Source organism: Streptomyces sp. NPDC001108, from assembly GCF_053598535.1.
The window spans coordinates 175,884-200,529 of record NZ_JBSFKL010000012.1 but is presented as its reverse complement, the minus strand read 5'-3'; the positions used below and the strand labels follow the sequence as shown (position 1 = coordinate 200,529).

Here is a 24,646-nt window from a genome sequence, read left to right as displayed (position 1 = left end):
GGCCAACGCCCGCAGAGCTCGGAAGCCGTGCGGAAGGAACTACCGATCCGTCAGGATCAGAAGTCCATGTCACCGCCCGGCATGCCGCCCGGAGCGGCCGCGGCGGCCTTCTCCGGCTTGTCGGCGATGACGGCCTCGGTGGTGAGGAACAGCGCGGCGATGGACGCGGCGTTCTGCAGGGCGGAGCGCGTGACCTTCGCCGGGTCGAGGATGCCCTCGGCGATCATGTCGACGTACTCGCCGGTGGCGGCGTTCAGACCGTGGCCGACGGCCAGGTTGCGCACCTTCTCGACGACGACGCCGCCCTCAAGACCACCGTTGACGGCGATCTGCTTGAGCGGGGCCTCCAGGGCGAGCTTCACGGCGTTGGCGCCGGTCGCCTCGTCACCCGAGAGCTCCAGCTTCTCGAAGACGGCCGAGGCCTGGAGCAGAGCCACGCCACCACCGGCGACGATGCCCTCCTCGACGGCGGCCTTGGCGTTGCGCACCGCGTCCTCGATGCGGTGCTTGCGCTCCTTCAGCTCGACCTCGGTCGCGGCACCGGCCTTGATGACGGCCACGCCGCCGGCCAGCTTCGCGAGGCGCTCCTGGAGCTTCTCGCGGTCGTAGTCCGAGTCGGAGTTCTCGATCTCGGCGCGGATCTGGTTGACGCGGCCCTGGACCTGGTCGCTGTCACCGGCACCGTCGACGATCGTCGTCTCGTCCTTGGTGATGACGACCTTGCGGGCGCGGCCGAGCAGGTCGAGACCGGCGTTCTCCAGCTTGAGGCCGACCTCCTCGGAGATGACCTGGCCACCGGTGAGGATGGCGATGTCGCCGAGCATGGCCTTGCGGCGGTCGCCGAAGCCCGGGGCCTTGACGGCGACGGACTTGAAGGTGCCACGGATCTTGTTGACGACCAGGGTCGACAGGGCCTCGCCCTCGACGTCCTCGGCGATGATCAGCAGCGGCTTGCCGGACTGCATGACCTTCTCCAGCAGCGGAAGGAGGTCCTTCACGTTGCTGATCTTCGAGTTGACGATCAGGATGTACGGGTCGTCGAGCGACGCCTCCATACGCTCCATGTCGGTGGCGAAGTACGCCGAGATGTAGCCCTTGTCGAAGCGCATACCCTCGGTGAGCTCCAGCTCCAGACCGAAGGTCTGGGACTCCTCGACGGTGATGACGCCTTCCTTGCCGACCTTGTCCATGGCCTCGGCGATGAGCTCGCCGATCTGGGTGTCGGCGGCGGAGATGGAGGCCGTCGAAGCGATCTGCTCCTTGGTCTCCACGTCCTTGGCCTGCTCCAGGAGGGCGGCGGAGACGGCCTCGACGGCCTTCTCGATGCCCCGCTTGAGCGCCATCGGGTTGGCACCCGCAGCGACGTTGCGCAGACCCTCGCGGACGAGCGCCTGGGCGAGAACGGTGGCGGTGGTCGTACCGTCGCCGGCGACGTCGTCCGTCTTCTTGGCGACCTCCTTGACCAGCTCCGCACCGATCTTCTCGTACGGGTCCTCCAGCTCGATCTCCTTGGCGATGGAGACACCATCGTTGGTGATCGTGGGGGCGCCCCACTTCTTCTCAAGGACGACGTTGCGACCCTTGGGGCCAAGGGTGACCTTGACGGCGTCGGCGAGCTGGTTCATGCCGCGCTCGAGACCGCGCCGGGCCTCCTCGTCGAACGCGATGATCTTGGCCATGTGAAGTGGTCCTCCCGGACAGGGGTGGATTTCTCCGGACCGGATGGCGCCCGCGACGGACGGCCTGCGCACCCGGTGGTTCCTTGCCCCACCGGGCTGCGGGCCTCACCGGCCCGGTCCAAGTTCTGTCACTCTCACCTGGAGAGTGCTAACGCCAATGATTAGCACTCGACCCCCGAGAGTGCAAGCGTCCCCCTCGGGATGTGGACAGTGCGCCGGGCGCGTGGCGGACGGTGCGCCGGGCGCGTCGGGGGGGGCGGGCGGGGCGCGAGGTCCGCGCGCCGGGCGCGTCCGGGACGCACTGAGGGCCCGTACCTCATGGGTACGGGCCCTCAGTGCGTGAGTGGCGTCGTTGGCCGACCGCTCGAACTCAGCCGACGGCGAGCTTGACCATGTCTGCCTGCGGCCCCTTCTGGCCCTGCGAGATCTCGAACTCGACTCGCTGACCCTCTTCAAGGGTGCGGTATCCGTCCATCTGGATCGCGCTGTAGTGGACGAAAACATCCGCACCACCGTCGACCGCGATGAAGCCGTACCCCTTCTCCGCGTTGAACCACTTGACGGTGCCCTGAGCCATGCCTAACTCCCCTATTACTGGCCCTTGCGCAGGTCCGCACTTCGCGGACCCGGGTCAGAACTCCCCCTCCGACAGGTAGAGGGCGTGTGCGCCGGAACGCGTCGACCGCGGCTGAATGTATCTGTCCAACTGCCCTCTGCAACAGGTCAATCGGACGAGAATTCTGGGCAGCGCTGAACACCCGGATATGCGCGATTCAGAGGATTCCCGGGCAACTCGGGCCGGGCAAAGGTGACTTATGCCGCAAGCGGAACACACACTTTGGCTGCATCTTGTCGGGGCCGGGCGCATTCTCATACGCGGTTGGCGCGAGCAGCTGGGGGGACTTCCCCTACTCTACCGCGCTCAACCATGCAGAATTGCCCCCTCCGTTTGAATCCGGAGAGGGCAATTCGACAACGCGGGCGACAGTCCCGGCCGATCGGCGCGGCATCAAGAACACCAGGACATCGCGACATCAGGCATCAGGGCGTCAGGACATCGGAACGGCGTCAGGACATCGTGATGTCAGGGAGTCGGGCCTCAGCAGCCGCCGGCCACCGCCGGGATGATCGAAATGCCGGCGCCGTCCGGCGTCGCGGTGTTCAGGCCGTCCTCGAAGCGGACGTCGTCGTCGTTGACGTACACGTTCACGAAGCGGCGCAGCTTGCCCTGGTCGTCCAGGACGCGGGCGGCGATGCCCGGGTGGTTCTGCTCCAGGGACGCGATGACCTGGGAGAGGGTCGAGCCCTCGGCCGGAACCTCGGCCTGGCCGCCGGTGTAGGTGCGGAGGATGGTGGGGATACGGACCTTGACGCTCATGGGTGTGTCCTTCCTGGAGGCTCGGTTGATCAGCTGGTGGCGAGGCCGGCGGCGCGGAACGCCTCCAGGCTGGGGCGGATCGTCGCGGTCGCCTGAGAGGTCTCGGCCACCGCGTCGAGGGTCTTGAGTCCGTCGCCCGTGTTGAGGACGACCGTGGTCAGCGCGGGATCGATCAGACCGGCCTCGATGAGCTTCTTCGTCACGCCGACCGTCACCCCGCCCGCCGTCTCCGCGAAGATCCCCTCGGTGCGGGCCAGCAGCTTGATCGCGTCGACGACCTGCTCGTCGTTCACGTCCTCGACCGCGCCGCCGGTGCGGCGGGCGATGTCCAGGACGTACGGGCCGTCGGCCGGGTTGCCGATCGCGAGCGACTTGGCGATCGTGTTCGGCTTCTGCGGCCGGACGACGTCGTGACCGCCCTTGTACGCCACCGAGACCGGCGAGCACCCCTCGGCCTGGGCGCCGAAGAGCTTGTACGGCTTGTCCTCGACCAGACCGAGCTTGATCAGCTCCTGGAGCCCCTTGTCGATCTTGGTGAACTGGGAGCCGGAGGCGATCGGGATGACCAGCTGGTCCGGGAGCCGCCAGCCGAGCTGCTCGCAGATCTCGTACGCCAGGGTCTTGGAGCCCTCGCCGTAGTACGGGCGCAGGTTGACGTTGACGAAGCCCCAGCCCTCGCCGAGCGGGTCGCCGATCAGCTCGGAGCAGAAGCGGTTGACGTCGTCGTACGTGCCCTCGATGCCGACCAGCTCACCGCCGTACACCGCGGCCATGACGACCTTGCCCTGCTCCAGGTCGTGCGGGATGAAGACGCAGGAGCGGAAGCCGGCGCGGGCGGCGGCGGCGCCCACCGCACCGGCGAGGTTGCCGGTGGAGGAGCAGGACAGGGTGGTGAAGCCGAAGGCGCGGGCGGCCTCGATGGCCTGGGCGACGACGCGGTCCTTGAAGGAGTGCGTGGGGTTGCCGGAGTCGTCCTTGACGAACAGCTTGCCGGGCTCGACGCCCAGCTCACGGGCGAGGTTGTCGGCCTGGACGAGCTTGGTCCAGCCGGGGTTCAGGTTGGGCTTCTCGGCGACGTCCGCGGGGACCGGCAGCAGCGGGGCGTAGCGCCAGATGTTCGCCGGTCCGGCCTCGATGCGCTTCCTCAGCTCCTCGGGGGAACCGGTCGGCAGTTCGTACGCGACTTCGAGCGGGCCGAAACAGGAGGCACAGGCGAAAATGGGGCCGAGCTCGAAACGCTCGCCGCACTCGCGACAGGAAAGGCCGGAAGCGGGTCCGAGATCGACGGACGCGGCGGATTCGGTGGTGTCGACGGAAGCGTCGGTGCTTACTGCAGCGGTCTGCGCAGCCATGATGGCGAGGCCCTTTCTCCTCATCTTCCCCGCGGCGCGTTTCGCCACGAGACGGAATTGGCACCTTCCTCACCGGACCGCACGGTCGGTGGGGGGGTTGCCGGGACTTCAACGGGCCGTTCCCTCAGTCCCTCTGGATGAGCGCTGTGGCACCGGATCTTCGATCCGGGCATTTTTCGGCGGACGGACCCCGGCATGCGATGGTCGTCCGCGTTGTTCAAGACTGTAACCGAAGCCGCGGGCTGTTGAGATAGTCGTCCGACCCGCGAGATGGATCACACAACAGGGAGTACCGACCGTGCTGGAAGAGGTCGAGCACTGGCTGACCAGGCGTTCCTGGTCGGCCGCCGACCGCCCGCTGGACCGCCTCCTGGCCGCTCGGGCCGCGGCCGGGGAGGCGGGGCGCGGGAGTGTCAGCGTCGTGCTGCCCGCGCTGAACGAGGAGGCGACGGTCGGCGAGATCGTCGCGACGATCCGGCGTGAGCTGATGGAGAAGGTCCGGCTGGTCGACGAGCTGGTGGTGATCGATTCCGGTTCCACGGACGCCACCGCCCGGGTGGCCCGGGAGGCCGGTGCGCGGGTGGTGCACCGCGACGCGATACTCCCCCGGATACCGGCCGTGCCCGGCAAGGGCGAGGTGCTGTGGCGGTCGCTCCTGGTGACCGGCGGGGACATCGTGTGCTTCGTCGACGCCGACCTGAAGGACTTCTCGGCCGACTTCGTCTCCGGCATCGTCGGCCCCTTGCTGACCGATCCGGACGTCCAGTTCGTCAAGGCGATGTACGACCGCCCGCTCGGCGACACCACGGGGCAGGGCGGCCGGGTGACCGAGCTGGTCGCGCGCCCGCTGCTCAATCTGCACTGGCCCCGGCTGGCCGGATTCGTACAGCCGTTGGGGGGCGAGTACGCCGTGCGCCGCTCGCTGCTGGAACGGCTGCCGTTCCCGGTCGGCTACGGGGTGGAGCTCGGGCTGCTGGTCGACGCGCTGCACACGGTCGGGCTGGACGCGCTGGCCCAGGTCGACGTCGGGGTGCGCAAGCACCGGCACCAGGACGGACAGGCGCTCGGCCGGATGGCCGCTGCCATCTACCGCACGGCCCAGCTCCGGCTCTCCCGCGGGCACTTGGTGCGTCCGGCGCTCACCCAGTTCGAGCGCGGGGCGAACGGCTTCGTGCCCCGCACCCATGCGGTGGACACCGAGGAGCGGCCTCCGATGTGCGGGATCGAGGAGTACCTGGCCCGCCGGGCGGCCTGATTTCGCACGTTTGGGCGGTTCGCGATCGGGCTAGATTCCGCAACATGGTCTCCGCGCGCGATTCCCGTCCCACCGCCCGGCCCGACGACGCCCCGGCCGACGGTCCCCCGACCGGTGCCCGGGTGCTCGTCGCGTCCAACCGCGGCCCGGTCTCGTACACCCGGGAGCACGACGGCTCGCTCGCCGCGAGACGGGGCGGCGGCGGGCTGGTGTCCGGGCTGAGCGCCGTCGACGACAAGCTGTGGGTGTGCGCGGCGCTGGGCGACGGGGACCGGGAGGCGGTCCGGCGCGGGGTCGGCGAGCCGGGTGTCCGGATGCTCGACATCGACGCGGTCACCTACGCCGACGCGTACAACGGCATCGCCAACTCGGTGCTCTGGTTCATCCACCACCTGCTGTACCAGACCCCGACGGAGCCGGTCTTCGACCGGGAGTTCCGGCACCAGTGGGCATCGTTCGAGCGGTACAACCGGGCCTTCGCCGAGGCGCTCGCCGAGGAGGCCGGGCAGGGCGCCGACGTGCTGGTGCAGGACTACCACCTGGCGCTGGTGCCGGGCATGCTCCGCGCACTCCGCCCCGATCTGCGCATCGGCCACTTCTCGCACACGCCGTGGGCGCCGGTCGACTACTTCCGGCTGCTCCCCGACGACATCGCCGAGCAGTTGCTGCGCGGCATCCTGGGCGCGGACCGGGCGGCGTTCCTGACCCGGCGCTGGGCGGACGCGTTCACCGACTGCTGCAACCGGATCCTGGGCGGCACCGGGGAGACCCGGATCGGTGTGCACGGGCTCGGCGCGGACGGGGACTTCCTGCGCCGCCGGGCCCACGAGGCGGACGTGGACGAGCGGCTGGCCGCGTTGCGCGAGCAGGTCGGCCCGGACCGGAGGACGATCGTGCGGGTGGACCGGACCGAGCTGTCCAAGAACATCGTGCGCGGCCTGCTCGCGTACCGGGAACTCCTGGCCGAGCGGCCCCAGTGGCGCGAACGCGTCGTCCACATCGCCTTCGCCTACCCCTCCCGGCAGGACCTGCTGGTGTACCAGGACTACACGGCCGAGGTGCGCCGGGTCGCCGACGACATCAACATGAAGTTCGGCACGGCCGGCTGGACGCCGGTGGTGCTGCACGTCGAGGACGACTTCGCCCGCTCGCTGGCCGCGTACCGGCTGGCGGACGTGGCGCTCGTGAACCCGATCCGCGACGGCATGAACCTGGTCGCCAAGGAGATCCCGGTCGTCTCCGACCACGGCTGCGCGCTGGTCCTGTCCCGGGAGGCGGGGGCGTACGAGGAGCTGGGCGGCGACGCGGTCGTGGTGAATCCGTACGACGTGTCGGCGACGGCGACGGCGCTGCACGAGGCGCTGACGATGGCCGAGGACGAGCGGGCGGCGCGCACCGAGCGCCTGGCCGCTGCGGCGGTCGCGCTGCCGCCGCAGCAGTGGTTCCTCGACCAGTTGGACGCGCTGCGGCGGGATTAGGGGGTGTCTGATAAATGAGTGCGGGTGAAGGAGCGGGGTCCGGTGCGTGCGATCGCAAGGCGCCGGGGCGTCCGCGGATGGGGTCTCCCCTGCTCGAACGGAGTTGAGAGCTCGGGGAAGGAGCCACGTGGGCGGTTCGGCAACGCCGCGAGCAGTGGGGTGTCCCCTGCTCGAGCGAAGCCGAGAGCTTGGGGATGTGCCGGACCCCGCGACGCCGCAGGCATGTGTCAGACACCCCTAGGGCGTCTCCCGGGGGTTGTTGGTCGTTCCGATGGTTTCGGCCAGTCGGGCGAGGAAGGCGACGACGCCCGCGGGGCCGTCCAGGCGCAGGTCGGCGCGGTCGGAGAGTTCGGTGACCTCCGCGCTGCCGCTGCAGATCAGAAGTCCGGGTACGGCGTCGGGGCCGTCGGCGCGGAGCTTCTCCACCGCGGCGTAGGCGGCGAGGTCGCCGAGGTCGTCGCCCGCGAAGAGCACGGAGCGGGCGCCGGTCTCCCGGAGGTATTCGGTGAGGGCCACGCCCTTGTCCACGCCGGGCGGGCGCAGTTCCAGGACCAGACGGCCGGGCTCGACGACCAGTCCGTGCCGGGCGGCCAGCTCGCCCAGGGGCCCGCGCAGGGCTTCGAACGCGCTCTGCGGGTCGGTGGCGCGGCGGGTGTGGACGGCGATGGCCCGGCCCTTCTCCTCGGTCCAGGTGCCGTGCCAGGAGCCGGAGCGGTCCAGGACGCCGGGGAGTTCGGCGCGGACGGCGGCGATGCCGGGGTGCGGGGCGGGGGCGTGGACGGTGCCGGTGACGGCGTCCCAGCGCTCGGCGCCGTAATGGCCGAGGACGACGAGGTGGTCGAGGCCGGGGACCCCGGCGAAGCCGCCGTGCCGCACCGCGACGCCGGCCGGGCGGCCGGTGATCACGGCGACGGAGCCCACCTTCGGGGCGAGCGCGGCGAGGGCCGGTACGGCGCCGGGGTGAGCGCGGGCCTGCTCCGGGTCCGGGACGATGTCGGCGAGGGTGCCGTCGAAGTCGAGCGCGATCACGGCACGGTCGGGGCGGGCGAGGATCGCGGCGAGGGCCTCTCGGCCGGCCCCGGTGGTCGGGACCGGGAGCCCGGCGGGCGTCCCGTCCGGGGCGGGGGTGGGTGCTTCCGGGTTGCTGCCCATGGGGCGAGCCTATAGCCGGGGAACGGGGTGGGGGCGGCGGTCGGCCAAGGACCTTCCCGGGCGGGGGCCGATGCCTGGCGGGGGCCGGGGCGTGTTCCTGGGCGCGCCCGTTCCTCTATGTGAAGACCGTGCCCGGTGCTCAGCGGCGGGCGCGGCGGGCGTCGCGGATCCGGCGGAGGCGGTTGACGGTGACCGGGTCCTCCGCCAGGGCGCGGCGGTCGTCGAGGAGGGCGTTGAGCAGTTGGTAGTAGCGGGTGGGCGAGATGCCGAGCTGCTCGCGGATCGCCCGCTCCTTCGCCCCGGGGCCGGACCACGACTGCCGTTCGACGGCCAGCACGGCGCGGTCGCGCTCGGAGAGGGCGTCGGGGGTGTCGGGCCCGGGGTCGGAGGTGGTCATATCAGCCAACCTATCCCCCGTCCGGCGGGCCGCCACCGGTGCCGGTCCCCGCTGCTTCCCGCGCTCCGCCGCGGCCGCGTCCCGGGCGACCAGGCCCAGTGTCTTCTCCGGGCTGCCGCCCGGCTCGACGGCCCGGCCCATGTTCTCCTTGAGCGAGGCGCTGGTCCGGGCCCAGGAGGTCTTGCCGTACGGGTAGAACTGCGAGTCCGGCAGCGCGGCCAGGAACTTCCGCAGCGACGCGTACTTCGGGTCGGCCTCCATGGCCGCCGAGGCACTGTCGGTGACCGGGAGCATGTCGTACTCGTCGGCGAAGGCGATGACGTTCTTGTCGGTGAACAGGTAGTCGAAGAACTTGCCCAGCTGCACGCGGTGGCCGTTCTGCTTGAAGCCCATGATCCAGTCGGCCACGCCCAGCGAGCTCCGCCCGGGGCCGTCCCGTCCGGGCATCGGCACCATGCCGACCGACACACCCTTGCGCGCGGCCTCCTGCATCAGCGTCGGGTGGCCGTTCAGCATGCCGACCCGGCCCTCGGTGAAGGCGGCGAACGCCTTGCGCCGGTCGAGTTTCCCGGGGGCCTGCGGGCCGACGAGCCCGGGGTCGACGAGGTTGGTCTTCAGCCATTCGAACGTCGTCACGTTCTCGGTGGAGTCGAGGTCGTACGAGCCGCTGTCGTCGGTGTAGCCGCCGTCCCCGCCGAGCAGCCACATCATGGTCTCGGCCTGGGCCTCCTCCTGCCCGAGCGGCAGGGCGAAGGGGTACGTCACGCCGCGCTGCTTGAGCGCCGCCGCGTCGGCGCGGATGTCGTCCCAGGTCCGGGGGGCGGCGAGGCCCGCCTGGGCGAAGAGCTTCTTGTTGTAGAAGAGCAGCCGGGTGCTGGCGACGAACGGCAGTCCGTACTGGGTGCGGGTGACGCTGCCCGCGTCGGCGAGCGGCGGAAGGAAGTTGGCCTGGGTACGTATGGACAGCATCTGGTCGGCCCGGTAGAGCTTGCCGGCCGCGGCGTAGTCGGCGTAGGAGGCGACCTGGGCGATGTCGGGGGCCTGCCCCTTCTTCACCATCTCGGCGACCTCGCGGTCGATGTCGTCCCAGGAGCGGATGCTGACGTCGACCTTGATGCCGGGGTGGGTGGACTCGAAGCCCTCGACGACCTTGTCCCAGTACTTCTGGGAGCTGTTGGCCGGGCCGGTCCCGTAGTCGGCCGCGACGAGTCTGAGGGTGACGTCTTCCGAGTCCCCGTCACCGCCCCCGCAGCCGGCCAGCGCCGCCGTCATGCCCAGTGCGGTGACGACCGCCGTCAGTACCCGATAGCGCAGTTGCACAGCCCCGACCGTCCTCGTCCATCGCGTTGTCGGCACCGGCCGTGCCGGTGCCGGGGTCCTTGGATGAGGAGCGATCCTGCACCAGGCGATCATGAAGGTCTACACCTTCGGCGGTCTCGCTTTCGCAACGCGACCGGTACGTCACCAGGTGCCGCCGCCGGAAGGGGGCGCCCGCCTTGACCGTGATTTTGTATGCATCCGCAACAAAACGGGTTAGTGGACTAGACCTTTTTCGATCCTCGGGCGAAACTGTTTCCCGTGAAACACGTCATCGCCCTCGATGTGGGCGGCACCGGAATGAAGGCCGCACTGGTCGGGGCCGACGGCGCGCTGCTGCACGAAGCGCGACGGGCGACCGGCCGCGAGCGCGGCGCCGACGCGGTCGTGGAGTCGATTCTCGGCTTCGCCGCCGACCTTCGGGCGTACGGCGAGGAGCACTTCGGCGAGAGCGCCGTGGCGGCCGGGGTGGCCGTTCCCGGCATCGTCGACGCCGCGAACGGGATCGCGGTCTACGCCGCCAACCTGGGCTGGCGCGACGTCCCCCTGCGCAGCCTGCTCGGCGAGCGGCTCGGCGGCGTTCCCGTGGCGCTCGGCCACGACGTACGCACCGGAGGGCTGGCCGAGGGCCGGATCGGCGCGGGCCGGGATGCCGACCGCTTCCTCTTCGTCCCGCTGGGCACCGGCATCGCCGGGGCCATCGGCATCGCCGGCACGATCGAGGCGGGCGCGCACGGATACGCGGGCGAGATCGGGCACATCGTGGTCCGCCCGGACGGCCCCGACTGCGGCTGCGGCCAGCGCGGCTGCCTGGAGACCCTGGCCTCGGCCGCCGCCGTGAGCCGCGCCTGGGCCGCCGCCTCCGGCGACCCCGAGGCGGACGCGGCGGACTGCGCCAAGGCCGTCGAGTCCGGCGACCCGGCGGCAGTGGAGGTCTGGCGGAACGCGGTGGACGCGCTCGCCGCCGGGCTGGTCACCGCGCTGACCCTGCTCGACCCGCGCACGCTCATCATCGGTGGCGGTCTCGCCGAGGCCGGGGAAACCTTGTTCACACCACTCCGTGCGGCCGTCGAGGAACGGGTCACGTTCCAGAAGCTGCCCCACATCGTCCCGGCAGCCCTCGGGGACACCGCCGGATGCCTGGGCGCGGGGCTGCTCGCCTGGGATCTTCTCTCCACGGAGGTATCCGCCTGATGGCCGGACGCGCAGACAGCACGGTTCTCGCAGGTGCCCGGGTGGTCCTTCCCACCGGGACCGTCGAGAACGGCCGGGTGATCGTCGAACGCACCCGGATCGCGGGCAGCGCGGCGCAGGACGCCCGGACCCTCGACCTGAGCGGCCACTGGCTGGTGCCCGGCTTCGTCGACATGCACAACCACGGCGGTGGCGGCGCGTCCTTCACCTCCGGCACCGTGGACGAGGTCCTCACCGGCATCCGCACCCACCGGGAGCACGGCACCACCACCCTGGTCGCCTCCACGGTCACCGGCGAGATGGACTTCCTCGCCCACCGGGCCGGTGTCCTCTCCGAGCTGGTGGAACAGGGCGACCTGGCCGGCATCCACTTCGAGGGACCGTTCATCTCGCCCTGCCGCAAGGGCGCGCACAGCGAGAACCTGCTGCGCCACCCGGACCCGGCCGAGGTCCGCAAGCTGATGGACGCGGCGCGCGGCACGGCGAAGATGTTCACCCTCGCCACCGAACTGCCGGGCGGCATCGACTCGGTGCGGCTGCTCGCCGAGCACGGCGTGATCGCCGCGATCGGCCACACCGACGCCACGTACGAGCAGACCGTCGAGGCGATCGACGCGGGCGCCACCGTCGCCACCCACCTCTACAACGCGATGCCGCCGCTCGCCCACCGCGAGCCCGGCCCGATCGCGGCGCTGCTGGAGGACGAGCGGATCACCGTCGAGCTGATCAACGACGGTACGCATCTGCACCCCGCCGCCCTGGAGCTGGCCTACCACCACGCGGGTGCCCACCGCGTCGCGCTGATCACCGACGCGATGGACGCGGCCGGCTTCGGCGACGGCCACTACCAGCTCGGCCCGCTCGCGGTCGAGGTCAAGGACGGCGTCGCCCGGCTGGTCGAGGGCAACTCGATCGCGGGCTCCACGCTCACCCTGGACACCGCGTTCCACCGGGCCGTCACCATCGACCGGATCCCGGTCGGGGACGTCGTGCAGTCCATCTCCGCCAACCCGGCCCGGCTGCTCGGCGTGTACGACCGGGTCGGCTCGCTGGAGCCGGGCAAGGACGCCGACCTGGTGGTGCTGGACGAGGACTTCGTCCTCCGGGGCGTCATGCGCAAGGGCGAGTGGATCAAAGAGCCCGAAATCGCCTGATACCGCGCATTGTTGACGGCGCGTCGAATACGTAACAAAGAGGCGGCGGTTGGTCCGGAGGTCTGGGCCGATCGCCGCCTCTTTGACATGATCGCCTGGAAAACAGCCGGTGAATCGGTCGACGAAGGCGCGCTCCACCCCGGTTCCGCGCTTCGGAGCAGGGTGGGAGGAAGGCGGTCGCGGTGATCCTGACGGTCACACTGAACACGGCGCTCGATCTGACGTACAGCGTGCCCGCGCTCGTCCCGCACACCAGCCACCGCGTCCGCGAGACGTCCGAGCGGCCCGGCGGCAAAGGGCTCAACGTGGCCCGGGTCCTCTCCGCGCTCGGCCACGACACCGTGGTCACCGGCTTCGCCGGCGGCCCCACCGGCGCCCTCCTGCGCGAGCTGCTCGCCACCGCGACCCCCTCGGCCGCCGGCCCGGTCACCGACGCCCTGGTCGACAGCGCTCCGGTCACCGACGCCCCGGTCGACAGCACCCCGGTCACCGACGCCCTGATCACCGTCGCCGGGAACACCCGCCGCACCATCGCCGTGGCCGACCGGGCCACCGGCGACACCACCCAGCTCAACGAACCCGGCCCGCAGATAGCCGCCGACGAATGGGCCGCCCTGCTGAGCCGGTACGAGGAACTGCTCCCCGGGGCCGACGCCGTCGCGCTCTGCGGCAGCCTGCCGCCGGGCATCCACGTCAGCGCGTACGCCGAACTCGTCCGGGCCGCCCGCGCCGCGAAGGTCCCCGTCCTCCTCGACACCAGCGGCGAACCGCTGCGCCGCGGCATCGCCGCCCGTCCCGACCTGATCAAGCCGAACACCGAGGAGCTGGCCCAGCTCACCGGCGCACAGGAACCGGCCCGCGCCACCCGCGACGCCCGGCGGCGCGGCGCGCACGGCGTCATCGCCTCGCTCGGCCCGGACGGGCTGCTCGCGCTCGTCCCCGAGGGCAGTTGGCGGGCCCGGCCGCCCGCCCCCGTCCGGGGCAATCCGACCGGCGCGGGCGACTCCGCGGTGGCCGGGCTGCTGTCCGGGCTCGTCGAGGGGCTGAGCTGGCCGGACCGGCTGCGGCGGGCGGTGGCACTGTCGACGGCGACCGTGCTCTCCCCCACGGCCGGTGACTTCGACCGCGCGGCGTACGAGGAACTGCTGCCGCGCGTCGTCGTCGAGGAACACGCACCGGCGGCCTGAGGGGCCGCGCCGTACCGGACCCCGCCCGCTCGCGGTCCGGAGGAAGCAACAAGAGGTCCGCAATGCCGCTCGTCAGCACCGGTGAACTCGTCTCCGCCGCCCAGGCCCGGGGACGCGGAATCGCCGCCTTCAACGTCATCACCCTGGAGCACGCGGAGGCCATCGCCGCCGGGGCGGAGCGCGCCGGGGCGCCCGCGATCCTCCAGATATCCGAGAACGCCGTGAAGTTCCACGGCGGACGGCTCTCCGGCATCGCCGCCGCGGCCGCCGCCGTCGCCCGCACGTCGAGCGCCCCGCTCGCCCTCCACCTCGACCACGTCGAGTCCGTGGAGCTGCTCCACCAGGCGCACACGGAGGGCTTCGGCTCCGTCATGTTCGACGCGTCCCGGCTGCCGTACGAGGAGAACGTGCGGGCCACGGCCGAGGCGGTGGCCTGGGGCCACGAACGCGGCATCTGGATCGAGGCCGAGCTGGGCAAGGTCGGCGGCAAGGAGGGCGAGGCCCCCCTCGACGCCCACGCCCCCGGCGTCCGCACGGACCCGGACGAGGCCGCCGCGTACGTCCGCGCGACCGGGGTGGACGCGCTGGCCGTGGCGGTCGGCTCCTCGCACGCCATGACCGAGCGCACCGCCGCCCTGGACCACGAGCTGATCGGGCGGCTGCGCGCGGCCGTCCCGGTGCCGCTGGTGCTGCACGGCTCCAGCGGCGTCCCGGACGCGGAGATCCGCCGGGCGGTCACCTCGTCCGGCATGGTCAAGATCAACGTGGGCACCGCCCTGAACACCGCGTTCACCGGAGCGGTCCGCGCGTACCTGGCCGAGCACACCACCGGCGTCGACCCGCGCAAGTACCTCGCCCCGGGCCGCGAGGCGATGACCGGCACGGTGGCCGGGTTCCTGGCCCTGATGGGCTGATCGCTGCGCGGTACGCGAGAACGGTCCGGCCCCGCGCCCGAGGGCGTGGAGAACCGGACCGTTCTGCGTGCGGATCGGATCAGCGCTTCACATGACCGGCCTTGAGCGACAGCTGGTCGAGGTTGGCGTCGCACTGGTCGCCGTCGTTGCAGGAGATCATCAGCGTGTTCGGGCCCTTCTTGAGCTCGACCCAGGCGAACGTGGTCGTCCAGCCCTTCTCCAGGTCTCCCTCGGACGCCTTGGCGTAGTTGTTCATGTTGATGCCGCGCGGGGCCTCGGAGTTGACCGTCAGGGACGTCTTGGCGTCCTTGCCCGGCACCCCGTACGTCACGAAGAGCGTGTACGGGCCGTCCTCCGGGATGTCGACCGCCCAGGTCGCGGACCGGCCTACCTCGTTGAGGTTGATGTACTGACCGTTGGCGCTCTTGGCGCCCTTGGTGCTGTTGTCCAGCGTCGCCGAACCGCCGAGCTTCAGCGAGGCCGCGTCCTGCTTGGGCAGCTCGACCGGGGCATCTGAGCTGGCGGACTCCTCGGGCTTCGGGGACTCCTCGACCTGGCCGCCGGGGGCGGCGGAGGAGGTCGCCTCGCTCTTCTTGTCGTCCTTCTTGTTCTTCTCCGAGATCAGTGCGGCGCCGATCCCGATGAGGACGACCAGAACCACCGCGACCGCGCCGATCAGCAGGCCCTTGGTGTTCGGCCCGCCCCTGCCCGGGGTCTCGGGGCCGCCGGGACGGCCCTGGCCGCCCTGCGGCGGGGCTCCGGGGTACGTCTCGGGGGCCGCGTACTGGGCGTTCGGCTGGCCGTACGGCTGCTGCTGGCCGTACTGGCGCTCGCCGACGGCACGCACCTGGTTGTACGACGTCCGGGGCACTCCGCGCTGCGGTGCCACCGGCGGGTAGCCGTAGCCGCCCTGCCGGGGCGGCTGGGCGCCCGATGCCTGTCCGTCCTCGTACAGGTAGCCGAACGGATCGTCGTCCTCGGGCGTGTTTGCGCCGTTGTTCCCGGCCGTCATCCCTGGGTCACTCCTCACCATCTCGCCAGCCGTCGCCGAATAGTGCCAGCCGTGGCCGACCGGCCGAGCCTACCCCGAACGGCTCAGGCCAAGAATCGCCGTCCAGCGCGGCCGCGTCCCGGCCGGGGCGGCGGCGCGGCCCCGGAGCGGCCGCCCCGTTAACCTCAGCCGGCTCTGCGGTGAACCTTTGAGCGGGACCGCTTCTCCACGTACATCCGCTGGTCGGCGGAGCGCAGGACTTCCTCGGCGGTCATCCCGCAGGCGGCCCAGCCTATGCCGAAGCTCGCCCCGACCCGGACCGCCCGGCCGTCCACCCGGATGGGCGGGATGATGGCGTTCCGCAGCCGGACGGCGAGGTCCGCGGCGTCCGCCTCGCCCAGCCCGTCGGCGAGGACCACGAACTCGTCACCGCCGAGCCGGGCCACGGTGTCGCCGTCGCGGACGCCGGTGGTGAGCCGGCGGGCGACCTCGATCAGCACGGCGTCGCCGGTGTGGTGGCCGAAGCGGTCGTTGATCGACTTGAAGCCGTCGAGGTCGCAGAAGAGGACCGCCAGCCCCTTCGCCCCGTCGTCGTGCCCGGTGTCGGGCGCCACGACGTGCACATGGTGGTCGTACGGGCCGCCGGGGGCCTGGTCCACCTCGTAGCCGCGCCCCGCCCGGTCGTCGGGGTCGCGGTGGGCCGCGTCCGGCGACTCCAGCGCCCCGGCGGCGCCCGGGCGCTCGCAGAGCCGGGCGCCCAGCCGGGAACGCAGCTCGGCGCTGTTGGGCAGACCGGTGAGGGCGTCGTGCGAGGCGCGGTGCGCGAGATGCAGCTCGTGGCGCTTGCGCTCCTCTATGTCCTCGACGTGGGTGAGCAGGAAGCGGGGGCCGTCCGTCGTGTCGGCGACCACGGAGTTGCGCAGCGAGACCCAGAGATACGTTCCGTCCCGCCGTCCGAGCCGCAGCTCGGCCCTGCCCCCCTCGGCGGAGGTCCGCAGCAGGGTGCCGATGTCCTCGGGGTGGACCAGGTCGGCGAAGGAGTAGCGGCGCAGCGCCGAGGCGGGGCGGCCGAGCAGCCGGCACAGCGCGTCGTTGGTGCGCAGCAGCCGACCGTGCTGGTCGCCGCCCATCTCCGCGATGGCCATGCCGCTGGGCGCGTACTCGAAGGCCTGGCGGAAGGACTCCTCGCTGGCCCGCAGCGCCTGCTGTTCCCGTTCGAGGCGGACCAGGGCCCGCTGCATGTTTGCTCTGAGCCGGGCGTTGCCGATCGCAATGGCGGCCTGCGAGGCGTACATCTGGAGTGCTTCGCGGCCCCAGGCACCGGGGCGGCGGCCGTTGCGCGGCCGGTCCACGGATATGACGCCCAGCAGATCGGGGTCGCCGCCGGTCGTGTACATCGGGGCGTAGAGGCGGTCCTGGGGGTGCCACTCGTCCTCGAAGCGGGGGTCGGGCCCGTCGGTGTGCCACTGGGGAACGTCGTCGTCGAGGAGGACCCAGCCGTCGGTGTGCGGTATGAAGCGGAGCCCGTCCCACGCCTGCCCCATCATCAGCCGGCGCTCCCAGGAGGCACGTGAGCCGACCCGGCCGGTGATCAGGGCCTCCGCCGCGCTGTTCCCGGCGAAGGCGGCGACGACGAGGTCACCGTCGGCGCGGACCAGATTCACACAGGCCAGCTCGTAGCCGAGACCGGTGACGATTCCGTCGGCCACGGTCTGCAGCGTGTCGGCCAGGCTCCGCGCCGTGTTGAGATCGGCCACGGCCTGGTGCAGCTGCCGCATCGTCGCAAGGCGGACGTACGGCTCCGACTCGGCCTCCATCGTTCGCACTCCCCGAGACCTCGACAGCACTCCAGGTTTCATATCGACGTACTAACCGCAGTGTCATCGCAACTGAATCACAGTGAGCTGTGCCATCGGTACACAGGGTCAACGAAAAACGCACTCTGTGACTCAAGTCACAAGAGATGGTAAAGAATCGGGGGTGGTGGGTGAATTCGCCCCGTTCTTTTGCCGAACGCAAATCCGGACGTTGCAACGACGGCACGGGGGCGTCCGCGGCGGGCGGGGCGACCGTCCGGGATGCACGGGGACGGCTGGTCCTAGGACCAGGCTGGTCCCATGGCCCGATGCGGAGGCTCTCGCTCCGCGGCTAGCGTGCCGGTGTGTCCCAGACGATGACCTCCACCCCGCGTCCCCGGCCCGTCCCCCATGCTGAGGGGGTGAGCAACGATGAGTTCCGTGCCGCCCTCGCCCGGCTGGCCGCCGGCGTCGTGCTGGTCACCGCCCAGGAGCCGCCGCTGGACGAGGACGGACGCGGCGAGGACGCCGGGATGACGGCGACCGCCTTCATGTCGGTCTCACTGGACCCGCCGCTGGTGATGGTCAGCCTGCGCAACGGTTCCCGGATGGACGACCTGCTGGACGAGCAGCCGCTGTGGGCGGTGTCCGTGCTCGCCGAGGACCAGCGGCACATCGCCGGGCGGTTCTCGATGAAGGGCCGGATCAGCGACCGGCTGCTGTTCGAGGAGCTCGACTGCGCCCGGGGGCCGATCACCTCGGCGCCCCTGATCGACGGTGCGCTGGCCACGCTGGAGTGCCGGACCGAACAGCGGGTGGTGGCCGGTGATCACACGCTGGTGATCGGCCGGGTGCTGGGCGCGAAGCTGCCCTCCGGGGGCGGCGGGGCGCCGCTGATGTACTTCCGGGGGCAGTACCGGCACCTGAAGTAGGGGGTCGCCCCGGTCACGCGGCGGCGGACCGCCCCGGTCATGGAGGAGAGGGGCGTCCCGTCACCAGTCGCGGCCGGAGCGGCCGCGCTTGGTCTCGCCGCGCTGCTTCTTCTCGCGGAGCCGGCGTTCGTTGATCCCCCGGGGGATACGGGTCTTGCGGCGCGGGCGGGGCGGCGGGGCCGTCGCCTCGGCGAGCAGGGAGGCCAGCCGGACGAGCGCCGTCTCGCGGTTGCGCCACTGGGAGCGGTGCTCGGAGGCCCGTACCGCGATCACCCCGCCCACCAGTCGGCCCTCCAGCCGCTGGAGCGCCCGCTCCTTCCACACCTCGGGGAGCGCTTCGGTCGCCGCGAGGTCAAAGCGGAGCTCGACCTGGGAGTCGCTGGTGTTGACGTGCTGGCCGCCGGGCCCGGAGGACCTGGAGAAACGCCACATGAGCTCGGCCTCCGGCAGGGAGACCGAACCGCGGATGACATAGGGCCCGGACATGACACCCATGGTCCCCGCTCCACGGCGGGTTCGTCACCTTCTTTTCCCCAGGAGGTGGCACGTCCGGCCGGGGATTTCGGTAAAGAAAGCAAAGGGATCAGGAACCTCCTGGTCCCTTGCCCGCGTTATGGCCTGTGACGGTAGCTTCGTGACGGCACGAAGCCCGCGAGTGATGATGAAAGGGACTCCCCATGGCTGTAAGCCTGTCCAAGGGCGGCAACGTCTCCCTCACCAAGGAGGCCCCCGGCCTGACGGCCGTCACGGTCGGCCTCGGCTGGGACGTCCGCACCACCACCGGTACCGACTTCGACCTCGACGCCTCGGCCATCGCGGTCGACGCCTCCGGGAAGGTCGTCTCCGACGGCCACTTCGTCTTCTTCAACAACAAGTCGACGCCGGACCAGACCATCGTCCACACCGGTGACAACGTCACCGGCCAGGGCGAGGGCGACGACGAGCAGATCAACGTCAACCTGGCGGGCCTGCCGGCCGAGGTCGACAAGATCGTGTTCCCGGTCTCGATCTACGACGCCGAGAACCGCAGCCAGAACTTCGGCCAGGTGCGCAACGCGTTCATCCGCATCATCAACCAGGCCGGCGGCGTCGAGATCGCCCGCTACGACCTGAGCGAGGACGCCGCCACCGAGACCGCCATGGTCTTCGGCGAGCTGTACCGCAACGGTGCGGAGTGGAAGTTCCGCGCCGTCGGTCAGGGCTACGCCTCCGGCCTGCGCGGCATCGCGCAGGACTTCGGCGTCAACATCTGAGCCCACCTGCCTGAGCTCCGGCGTACGACGCCCTGACCCGGGCGTGTCTGCTCCGCACGAGCCCCCGGCCGCTGCCCGCGGCCGGGGGCTCGTGCGTGTCCGCGCCTGCCCGCAGGTGTCCGTACTCGACCGCAGGTGTCTGTGCTCGACCGGGGCCGGCCGGAGCCGCCGCTATTCCTGGCCGAGTATGGCCAACTCCCGCCGATTAACGAACACTTGTGTATTCCATTCGGACAAGAAGTAGTCAAATAAATGTGAGGTATTTGTTGGCACACGGTCAATGCCGCTCATTCGGTGGCACGCTCTCGGCTCGTAACCCCCCACGGAACGAGCATCGGAGAGCGCATGACCCTCCACAAGCACACCCGTCGCGCCGCAGCCCTGGCCGCCGTGGCCGCGATGGTCGTCGTCGGCGTACAGACCGGCGCGGCAACGGCCGCCCCCACCACCTCCGGTGACGGCCCCTCGGTCACCCGCAGCGCCGTCCCGTTCAGCGCGAACACGGCCGCGAAGCGGACCGCCGCCATCATGTCCGCGCAGAGCGACGCCGCCTCGACCGCCGACTCGCTCGGGCTCGGCGGCAAGGAGAAGCTGGTCGCCCGCGATGTGATCAAGGACGCGGACGGCACCGTCCACACCCGTTACGAGCGCACCTACGACGGTCTGCCGGTGCTCGGCGGCGACCTCGTCACCCACACCGCCGCCAACGGCAAGCTCAAGGGCGTCACCAAGGCGACCAAAGCCCGGATATCGGTGGCCTCCACCACCCCGAAGATCAAGACCGCGGCGGCCGCCCGCACGGTGATCTGGGCCAACTCCGGCAAGCCGGTCCTCGCCCTGGAGACCGTGAAGACCGGGGTGCAGAAGGACGGCACGCCGAGCCGGGTGCACACCATCACCGACGCCACCACCGGCAAGGTCCTCCGCAGCTACGAGGCGGTCGAGACCGGGGTCGGCCACAGCCAGTACAGCGGTGACGTGGAGCTGTCGACCACGCAGAACGGCTCCAGCTACGAGCTGACCGACAACGACCGCGGCGGCCACAAGACGTACGACCTGAACCAGGGCGAGAGCGGCACCGGCTCCCTGGTCACCAACACCACCGACACCTGGGGCGACGGCACCGGCGACGACCGCCGGACCGCCGCCGCCGACGCCGCCTACGGCGCCGCGCAGACCTGGGACTTCTACAAGTCGGCGTTCGGCCGCGACGGCATCGCCGGTGACGGCAAGGCCGCCTACTCCCGGGTCCACTACGGCGACTCCTACGTCAACGCCTTCTGGGACGACAGCTGCTTCTGCATGACGTACGGCGACGGCGCCGACAACAAGAGCGCGCTGACCGCCCTCGACGTCGCGGGCCACGAGATGAGCCACGGCCTGACCTCGTCCACCGCCAACCTGGACTACTACGGCGAGTCCGGCGGCCTCAACGAGGCGACCAGCGACATCCTCGGCACCTCCGTGGAGTTCGCCGCCGACAACAGCACCGACGTCGGCGACTACCTCATCGGCGAGAAGATCGACATCAACGGCGACGGCACCCCGCTGCGCTACATGGACGAGCCGAGCAAGGACGGCGGCTCGGCCGACTACTGGGACAGCAACGTCGGCGACCTCGACGTGCACTACTCCTCCGGCGTCGCCAACCACTTCTTCTACCTGCTGTCCGAGGGCAGCGGCGCGAAGACCATCAACGGCGTCGACTACGACTCGCCGACCGCCGACGGCTCCACGGTCACCGGCATCGGCCGGGACAAGGCCGTCCAGATCTGGTACAAGGCGCTCTCCGAGTACATGACCTCCTCCACCGACTACGCGGGCGCCCGTGAGGCGACCAAGGAGGCGGCGACCGACCTGTACGGGGCGGACAGCGAGGAGCTGGCGGCCGTGGAAGCGGCCTGGGACGGCGTCAACGTGAAGTAGTACCGCGCACCGGCCAGCGGTGACGGGAGCCGGTCAGCCCTGCGGGGCGGGCCGGCTCCTGCCGTACAGCCAGGTCTTCCACAGCGCGCTCAGGTCGCGGCCGGTCGCCCTCTCCACGTAGGCGGTGAAGTCGGCGGTCGACGCGTTGCCGTGCCGGTGGGCGCCGGTCCAGCCCTTGAGCAGGGCGAAGAACCGGGTGTCGTCGCCCACCGCCCTGCGGATCTCGTGGACGACCATCGCCCCGCGCCCGTACACCGGGGGCTCAAGGATGTCCGCGGCGGTCGGCGGATCGGCGGGCGGGAAGGCCCAGTTGACGTCCTTCCGGAACGCGGCGTCGAAGCTGTCCCCGACCGGGACGCCCTCCTTGTCGGCCGCCCACAGCCATTCCGCGTAGGTGGCGAACCCCTCGTTGAGCCAGGTGTCCCGCCAGCTCGCGGGGGTGACGGAGTCGCCGAACCACTGGTGGGCCATCTCGTGGACCAGCAGCCGGGGGCTTGGCGGCCCCGGGAAGAAGGGCCGGTTCTGGGTCTCCAGCGCGTAACCGGCGTCCCCGGTGCGGCCGACGATCGCACCGGTGGAGGCGAACGGGTACGGGCCGAAACGGCGCGCCGCCCACGCCACGATCTCCGGTACCCGGGCGAGGACCGGCGCGCTGTCCGCCGCCACTGTCCGGTCCGCCGCGGTGAACACCTCGATGCCGCCCGCCTCCTTCGACTTCTTCGTGTCCTTCGTCTCGAAGTGGCCGACGGCGGCGGTCGCCAGATAGCTCGCCATCGGCTCGCCGACGTGCCAGCGGTAGGTGGTCCGGCCCGCCGAGGTGACGGAGGGCGCCGGTTCTCCGTTGGAGACCGCCGTCAGCCCCTTCGGGACGGTGACCGCGATGTCGTACGACGCCTTGTCGCTCGGGTGGTCGTTGCCGGGGAACCAGGTCATCGACCCGGCCGGTTCGCCGAGCGCGACCGCCCCGTCCGCCGTCCACAGCCAGCCCTCCCGGGAGCCGTCCGGGTCGGTGAGGGGGCGCGGCGAGCCCGCGTAGCGGATCACCGTGCGGAAGGTGTGCCCCGCGCTCAGCCGGACCCCGGCGTCCGGTCGCAGCGTCAGCTTCTGCCCCGCCCGGCTGACGGCGGCGGGTCGGCCGTCGACCGTCGCGGACTCCACGGTGAGCCCGAGGAGGTCGAGGTGGAAGGCGCTGAGGTCCCGGGTGGCGCGGGCCGTGAGGGTGGCCGTGCCGCGCAGCCGGTGGGCGGCCGGGTCGACGTCGAGCGCGAGGTCGTAGTGGGTGACGTCGTAGCCGCCGTTGCCGAGCCTCGGGAAGAACGGATCGCCCACCCCGGCGGCACCCGGCCGGCCCTCGACACCCCCGGAGCAGCCGGTGCTCGTCACCAGCACCAGCAGGGCGAGGGTGACGGGCACAGTGCGGCGTACCGGTGTTCGGTGGTTCACCCCCGCGATCCTAGGGGCTGGTTACGGCTTTTCAGTGGTAATGCCCGGTGACCGGCCCGGCGGTTCAGAGGACGGCGATCCCGAGCGGGCGGGCGCCGGCGGCGATCTCGAACGGGCGCTCGCGGCCCGTGAGGTCGACAACGGTGATGGCGTCGCGGTAGCCGTCACGGGTGAAGCCGCCGGTGACGTACGCCGTGCGACTGTCGTCGGTGACCGTGACGTCCTCGTGCGGTCCGGGCAGCGGTACGACGCGTTCGGTGCCGTCGGGGGCGCGGACGGTCAGCGAGGGGCCCCGGTCGCCGGAGACGATCGGGCCGGTGCCGACGACGAGCAGGGTGCCGTCCGGGGCGAGCGTCGCGCCGTGCTGGTGGGTGTCGGCGGTCATCCGCTGGATGGCGGAGCGCCCGGTGCGCGGGTCGAGGACGACCAGCCGTTCACCCTCGAAGGGCAGCAGCAGCCTGCCGTCCGAGGGGCGCACGACGGCGTAGTGCGGCTTCAGCCAGGAGCCGAGGCCGCCCTCGGTCCCGTACGGGGCGACCTCGAAGCGCCGGGTCCGGCGGGTCTCCGGGTCGACCGCGGTGACGTCGAAGGAGTCGTGGCCGGTGGCGTACACCTCGGTGCCGTCGGGCGCGACGTCCACGTCGAAGGGGCGGCGGCCGACCGGGACCGTGCCGGTGACCTCGCGGGCGGCGGTGTCGATGATCTCCAGTACGCCCGTGCGGCCGGGCACGTTGACGCCGACGTAGACCCGCGACCCGTCGGGGGAGAGCGCGATGCCCATGCCGCCGCCCCGGTACTCGCCGGTGGTGACGGGCCCGGTCCGCGTCCGGTACGGGATCCGGGCGAGGCGGGTGCGCTTCTCGGTGTCGACGACCGCGACGCCCTCGGCCGTCGCCACCCAGGCCAGCCCGTCCTCGCCGACGACCAGCCCGTACGGGGCGGTGCCGACCTCGACGGAGCCGAGGGTGTGGCGGCGGTGCGCCGGGGCCGGGTCGACGAAGGTCACGGTGGTGGAGCCGAAGTCCGCGACGAGCAGGGTGCCGTGCGGGGTGGCCTCCCGCGCCGGAAGCCCCGGGGCGCTCCCCGGCGCACTTTCCGGCGCACTCTCCGGCGTACGGGACGTCTCCGGCGTACCGCCCGCGCAGCCCGCCAGGGCCGCCGCCGCGAGGAGCGCGACCAGGGCGTGGCGCGCCTTCACCGGGCGCCCCGCAGCAGGGCGGCGATCTCCGCGAAGCCGCGGCGCTCCGCGTGCTCCAGGGCGCTCGTCCCCTCGGCGTCCGGCAGACCGGCATCGGCACCGGCGGCCAGCAGCAGCTCGACGATCTCCTGGTGGGCCCGGCCGCCGTCGCCGAGGATCACCGCTTCCAGCAGGGCCGTCCAGCCGAGCCGGTTGACGTGGTCGACGTCGATGTCGGTGAGCCGCAGCAGCTCCCGCACGTACGCGGCGTGGCCCCGCTCGCTCGCCGGGATGAGCGCGATGCCGCCGAACCGGTTGCGGAGCGTCAGGTCGGGACCGGCCGGCAAAAGGACGTGCAGCATCCGGACGCTGCCGGTCACCCCGGTCGCCAGCCAGGGGCTCTCCTCGCGCGTGTCCTGCGCGTCGGGGTCCGCACCCGCCGCGACCAGCAGCCGGGCCGCCTCGACATGGTCGCCGTGGACCGCGAGGAGCAGCGGGGTGCGCAGCTCCTCGTCGCGGCAGTCGACGCGGGCGCCGCCCTCGATCGCGGCCCGCACCCGGTCGGGGTGACCGGTGCGCGCGGCGTCGAGCAGTTCCTGATCGAGGGCGTTCATCTCCGTGTCTCTCCTGTCGGTCCTGTCGGTCCTGTCGGTCCCGTTGGACCTGTCGCT

At 71.5% G+C, this 24,646-nt stretch carries 21 protein-coding genes, 1 pseudogene and 1 riboswitch; of the genes and pseudogenes, 9 read left to right on the top strand and 13 right to left on the bottom strand.

Features of this window, described 5'->3' with window-relative positions:
* Positions 1–56 precede the first annotated feature (56 nt).
* The 4 genes from groL to thrC all read right to left on the bottom strand — a co-directional run bounded on the left by groL (position 57) and on the right by thrC (position 4,409).
* Entirely contained in the window at positions 57–1,679 is a 1,623-nt protein-coding gene (groL, locus tag ACWC97_RS25470; protein ID WP_352280049.1) for a chaperonin GroEL, read from the bottom strand.
* A 370-nt stretch (positions 1,680–2,049) separates the two neighbouring features.
* On the bottom strand, positions 2,050–2,256 hold the full coding sequence (locus ACWC97_RS25465) for a cold-shock protein (RefSeq protein WP_003967346.1): 207 nt from the start codon (positions 2,254–2,256) through the stop codon (positions 2,050–2,052).
* Positions 2,257–2,778: 522 nt separating this feature from the next.
* Positions 2,779–3,057, bottom strand: coding sequence for a ubiquitin-like small modifier protein 1 (locus ACWC97_RS25460; protein WP_352280048.1), 279 nt, complete (start codon positions 3,055–3,057; stop codon positions 2,779–2,781).
* Between the two features lie 29 nt (positions 3,058–3,086).
* A complete protein-coding gene (gene thrC, locus ACWC97_RS25455) occupies positions 3,087–4,409 on the bottom strand; it encodes a threonine synthase (protein ID WP_352280047.1) in 1,323 nt (440 codons plus the stop codon).
* A gap of 17 nt (positions 4,410–4,426) precedes the next feature.
* A riboswitch (SAM riboswitch) is annotated at positions 4,427–4,553 on the bottom strand.
* A 154-nt stretch (positions 4,554–4,707) separates the two neighbouring features.
* On the opposite strand from thrC, the gene ACWC97_RS25450 reads away from it, so the two are divergent.
* The gene (locus ACWC97_RS25450; RefSeq protein WP_450651759.1) at positions 4,708–5,664 is read left to right on the top strand and encodes a glucosyl-3-phosphoglycerate synthase; all 957 of its coding nucleotides are present in this window, start codon (positions 4,708–4,710) and stop codon (positions 5,662–5,664) included.
* Between the two features lie 44 nt (positions 5,665–5,708).
* Positions 5,709–7,142 carry an alpha,alpha-trehalose-phosphate synthase (UDP-forming) gene (locus ACWC97_RS25445; protein ID WP_450651758.1) on the top strand — a complete coding sequence of 478 codons (1,434 nt, stop codon included), beginning with the start codon at positions 5,709–5,711 and terminating at the stop codon, positions 7,140–7,142.
* A gap of 237 nt (positions 7,143–7,379) precedes the next feature.
* Here ACWC97_RS25445 and otsB read toward each other — a convergent pair whose 3' ends face one another.
* The 3 genes and pseudogenes from otsB to ACWC97_RS25430 form a co-directional block, all read right to left on the bottom strand.
* Entirely contained in the window at positions 7,380–8,294 is a 915-nt protein-coding gene (gene otsB, locus ACWC97_RS25440) for a trehalose-phosphatase (protein ID WP_450651756.1), read from the bottom strand.
* A gap of 139 nt (positions 8,295–8,433) precedes the next feature.
* Complete coding sequence (locus tag ACWC97_RS25435; RefSeq protein ID WP_352280043.1) at positions 8,434–8,691, bottom strand: DUF3263 domain-containing protein; 258 nt, start codon at positions 8,689–8,691, stop codon at positions 8,434–8,436.
* A gap of 63 nt (positions 8,692–8,754) precedes the next feature.
* Positions 8,755–9,963 (bottom strand): annotated as a pseudogene (locus tag ACWC97_RS25430) (ABC transporter substrate-binding protein); the annotation flags it as partial.
* 306 nt (positions 9,964–10,269) lie between these two features.
* Here ACWC97_RS25430 and ACWC97_RS25425 point away from each other — a divergent pair.
* From ACWC97_RS25425 to ACWC97_RS25410, 4 genes are all read left to right on the top strand, one after another.
* A complete protein-coding gene (locus ACWC97_RS25425) occupies positions 10,270–11,202 on the top strand; it encodes an ROK family protein (protein ID WP_352280042.1) in 933 nt (310 codons plus the stop codon).
* Positions 11,202–12,356, top strand: a complete 1,155-nt coding sequence (gene nagA, locus ACWC97_RS25420; RefSeq protein WP_450651754.1) for an N-acetylglucosamine-6-phosphate deacetylase — start codon at positions 11,202–11,204, stop codon at positions 12,354–12,356. The genes ACWC97_RS25425 and nagA overlap by 1 nt, the downstream gene beginning before the upstream one ends.
* Positions 12,357–12,538: 182 nt before the next feature.
* Entirely contained in the window at positions 12,539–13,543 is a 1,005-nt protein-coding gene (locus ACWC97_RS25415) for a 1-phosphofructokinase family hexose kinase (RefSeq protein ID WP_352280040.1), read from the top strand.
* A 62-nt stretch (positions 13,544–13,605) separates the two neighbouring features.
* Entirely contained in the window at positions 13,606–14,457 is an 852-nt protein-coding gene (locus ACWC97_RS25410; RefSeq protein WP_352280039.1) for a class II fructose-bisphosphate aldolase, read from the top strand.
* 79 nt (positions 14,458–14,536) lie between these two features.
* On the opposite strand, the gene ACWC97_RS25405 is transcribed toward ACWC97_RS25410, so the two are convergent.
* Together ACWC97_RS25405 and cdgB are read right to left on the bottom strand one after the other, a co-directional pair.
* Positions 14,537–15,469: a carbohydrate-binding protein gene (locus tag ACWC97_RS25405; RefSeq protein WP_450651752.1), complete on the bottom strand. Its 933-nt coding sequence runs from the start codon at positions 15,467–15,469 to the stop codon at positions 14,537–14,539.
* A 164-nt stretch (positions 15,470–15,633) separates the two neighbouring features.
* A complete protein-coding gene (cdgB, locus tag ACWC97_RS25400; protein ID WP_450651750.1) occupies positions 15,634–17,265 on the bottom strand; it encodes a diguanylate cyclase CdgB in 1,632 nt (543 codons plus the stop codon).
* A 401-nt stretch (positions 17,266–17,666) separates the two neighbouring features.
* Here cdgB and ACWC97_RS25395 point away from each other — a divergent pair, with 401 nt between their 5' ends.
* Positions 17,667–18,176, top strand: a complete 510-nt coding sequence (locus ACWC97_RS25395; RefSeq protein WP_352280036.1) for a flavin reductase family protein — start codon at positions 17,667–17,669, stop codon at positions 18,174–18,176.
* 60 nt (positions 18,177–18,236) lie between these two features.
* On the opposite strand, the gene arfB is transcribed toward ACWC97_RS25395, so the two are convergent.
* Positions 18,237–18,671, bottom strand: a complete 435-nt coding sequence (gene arfB / locus ACWC97_RS25390; protein ID WP_352280035.1) for an alternative ribosome rescue aminoacyl-tRNA hydrolase ArfB — start codon at positions 18,669–18,671, stop codon at positions 18,237–18,239.
* A gap of 182 nt (positions 18,672–18,853) precedes the next feature.
* Between arfB and ACWC97_RS25385 the strand changes: the two genes are divergently transcribed.
* Positions 18,854–19,429 carry a TerD family protein gene (locus tag ACWC97_RS25385; protein WP_352280034.1) on the top strand — a complete coding sequence of 192 codons (576 nt, stop codon included), beginning with the start codon at positions 18,854–18,856 and terminating at the stop codon, positions 19,427–19,429.
* Positions 19,430–19,774: 345 nt separating this feature from the next.
* Positions 19,775–21,355 carry a M4 family metallopeptidase gene (locus ACWC97_RS25380; RefSeq protein ID WP_352280033.1) on the top strand — a complete coding sequence of 527 codons (1,581 nt, stop codon included), beginning with the start codon at positions 19,775–19,777 and terminating at the stop codon, positions 21,353–21,355.
* A gap of 33 nt (positions 21,356–21,388) precedes the next feature.
* Here ACWC97_RS25380 and ACWC97_RS25375 read toward each other — a convergent pair whose 3' ends face one another.
* The 3 genes from ACWC97_RS25375 to ACWC97_RS25365 all read right to left on the bottom strand — a co-directional run bounded on the left by ACWC97_RS25375 (position 21,389) and on the right by ACWC97_RS25365 (position 24,589).
* A complete protein-coding gene (locus tag ACWC97_RS25375; protein WP_450651747.1) occupies positions 21,389–22,798 on the bottom strand; it encodes a M1 family metallopeptidase in 1,410 nt (469 codons plus the stop codon).
* A 64-nt stretch (positions 22,799–22,862) separates the two neighbouring features.
* A complete protein-coding gene (locus ACWC97_RS25370; RefSeq protein ID WP_450651745.1) occupies positions 22,863–23,996 on the bottom strand; it encodes a hypothetical protein in 1,134 nt (377 codons plus the stop codon).
* Positions 23,993–24,589: an ankyrin repeat domain-containing protein gene (locus ACWC97_RS25365; protein ID WP_352280030.1), complete on the bottom strand. Its 597-nt coding sequence runs from the start codon at positions 24,587–24,589 to the stop codon at positions 23,993–23,995. Before ACWC97_RS25365 ends, ACWC97_RS25370 begins: the two co-directional genes overlap by 4 nt.
* Positions 24,590–24,646: the final 57 nt, after the last annotated feature.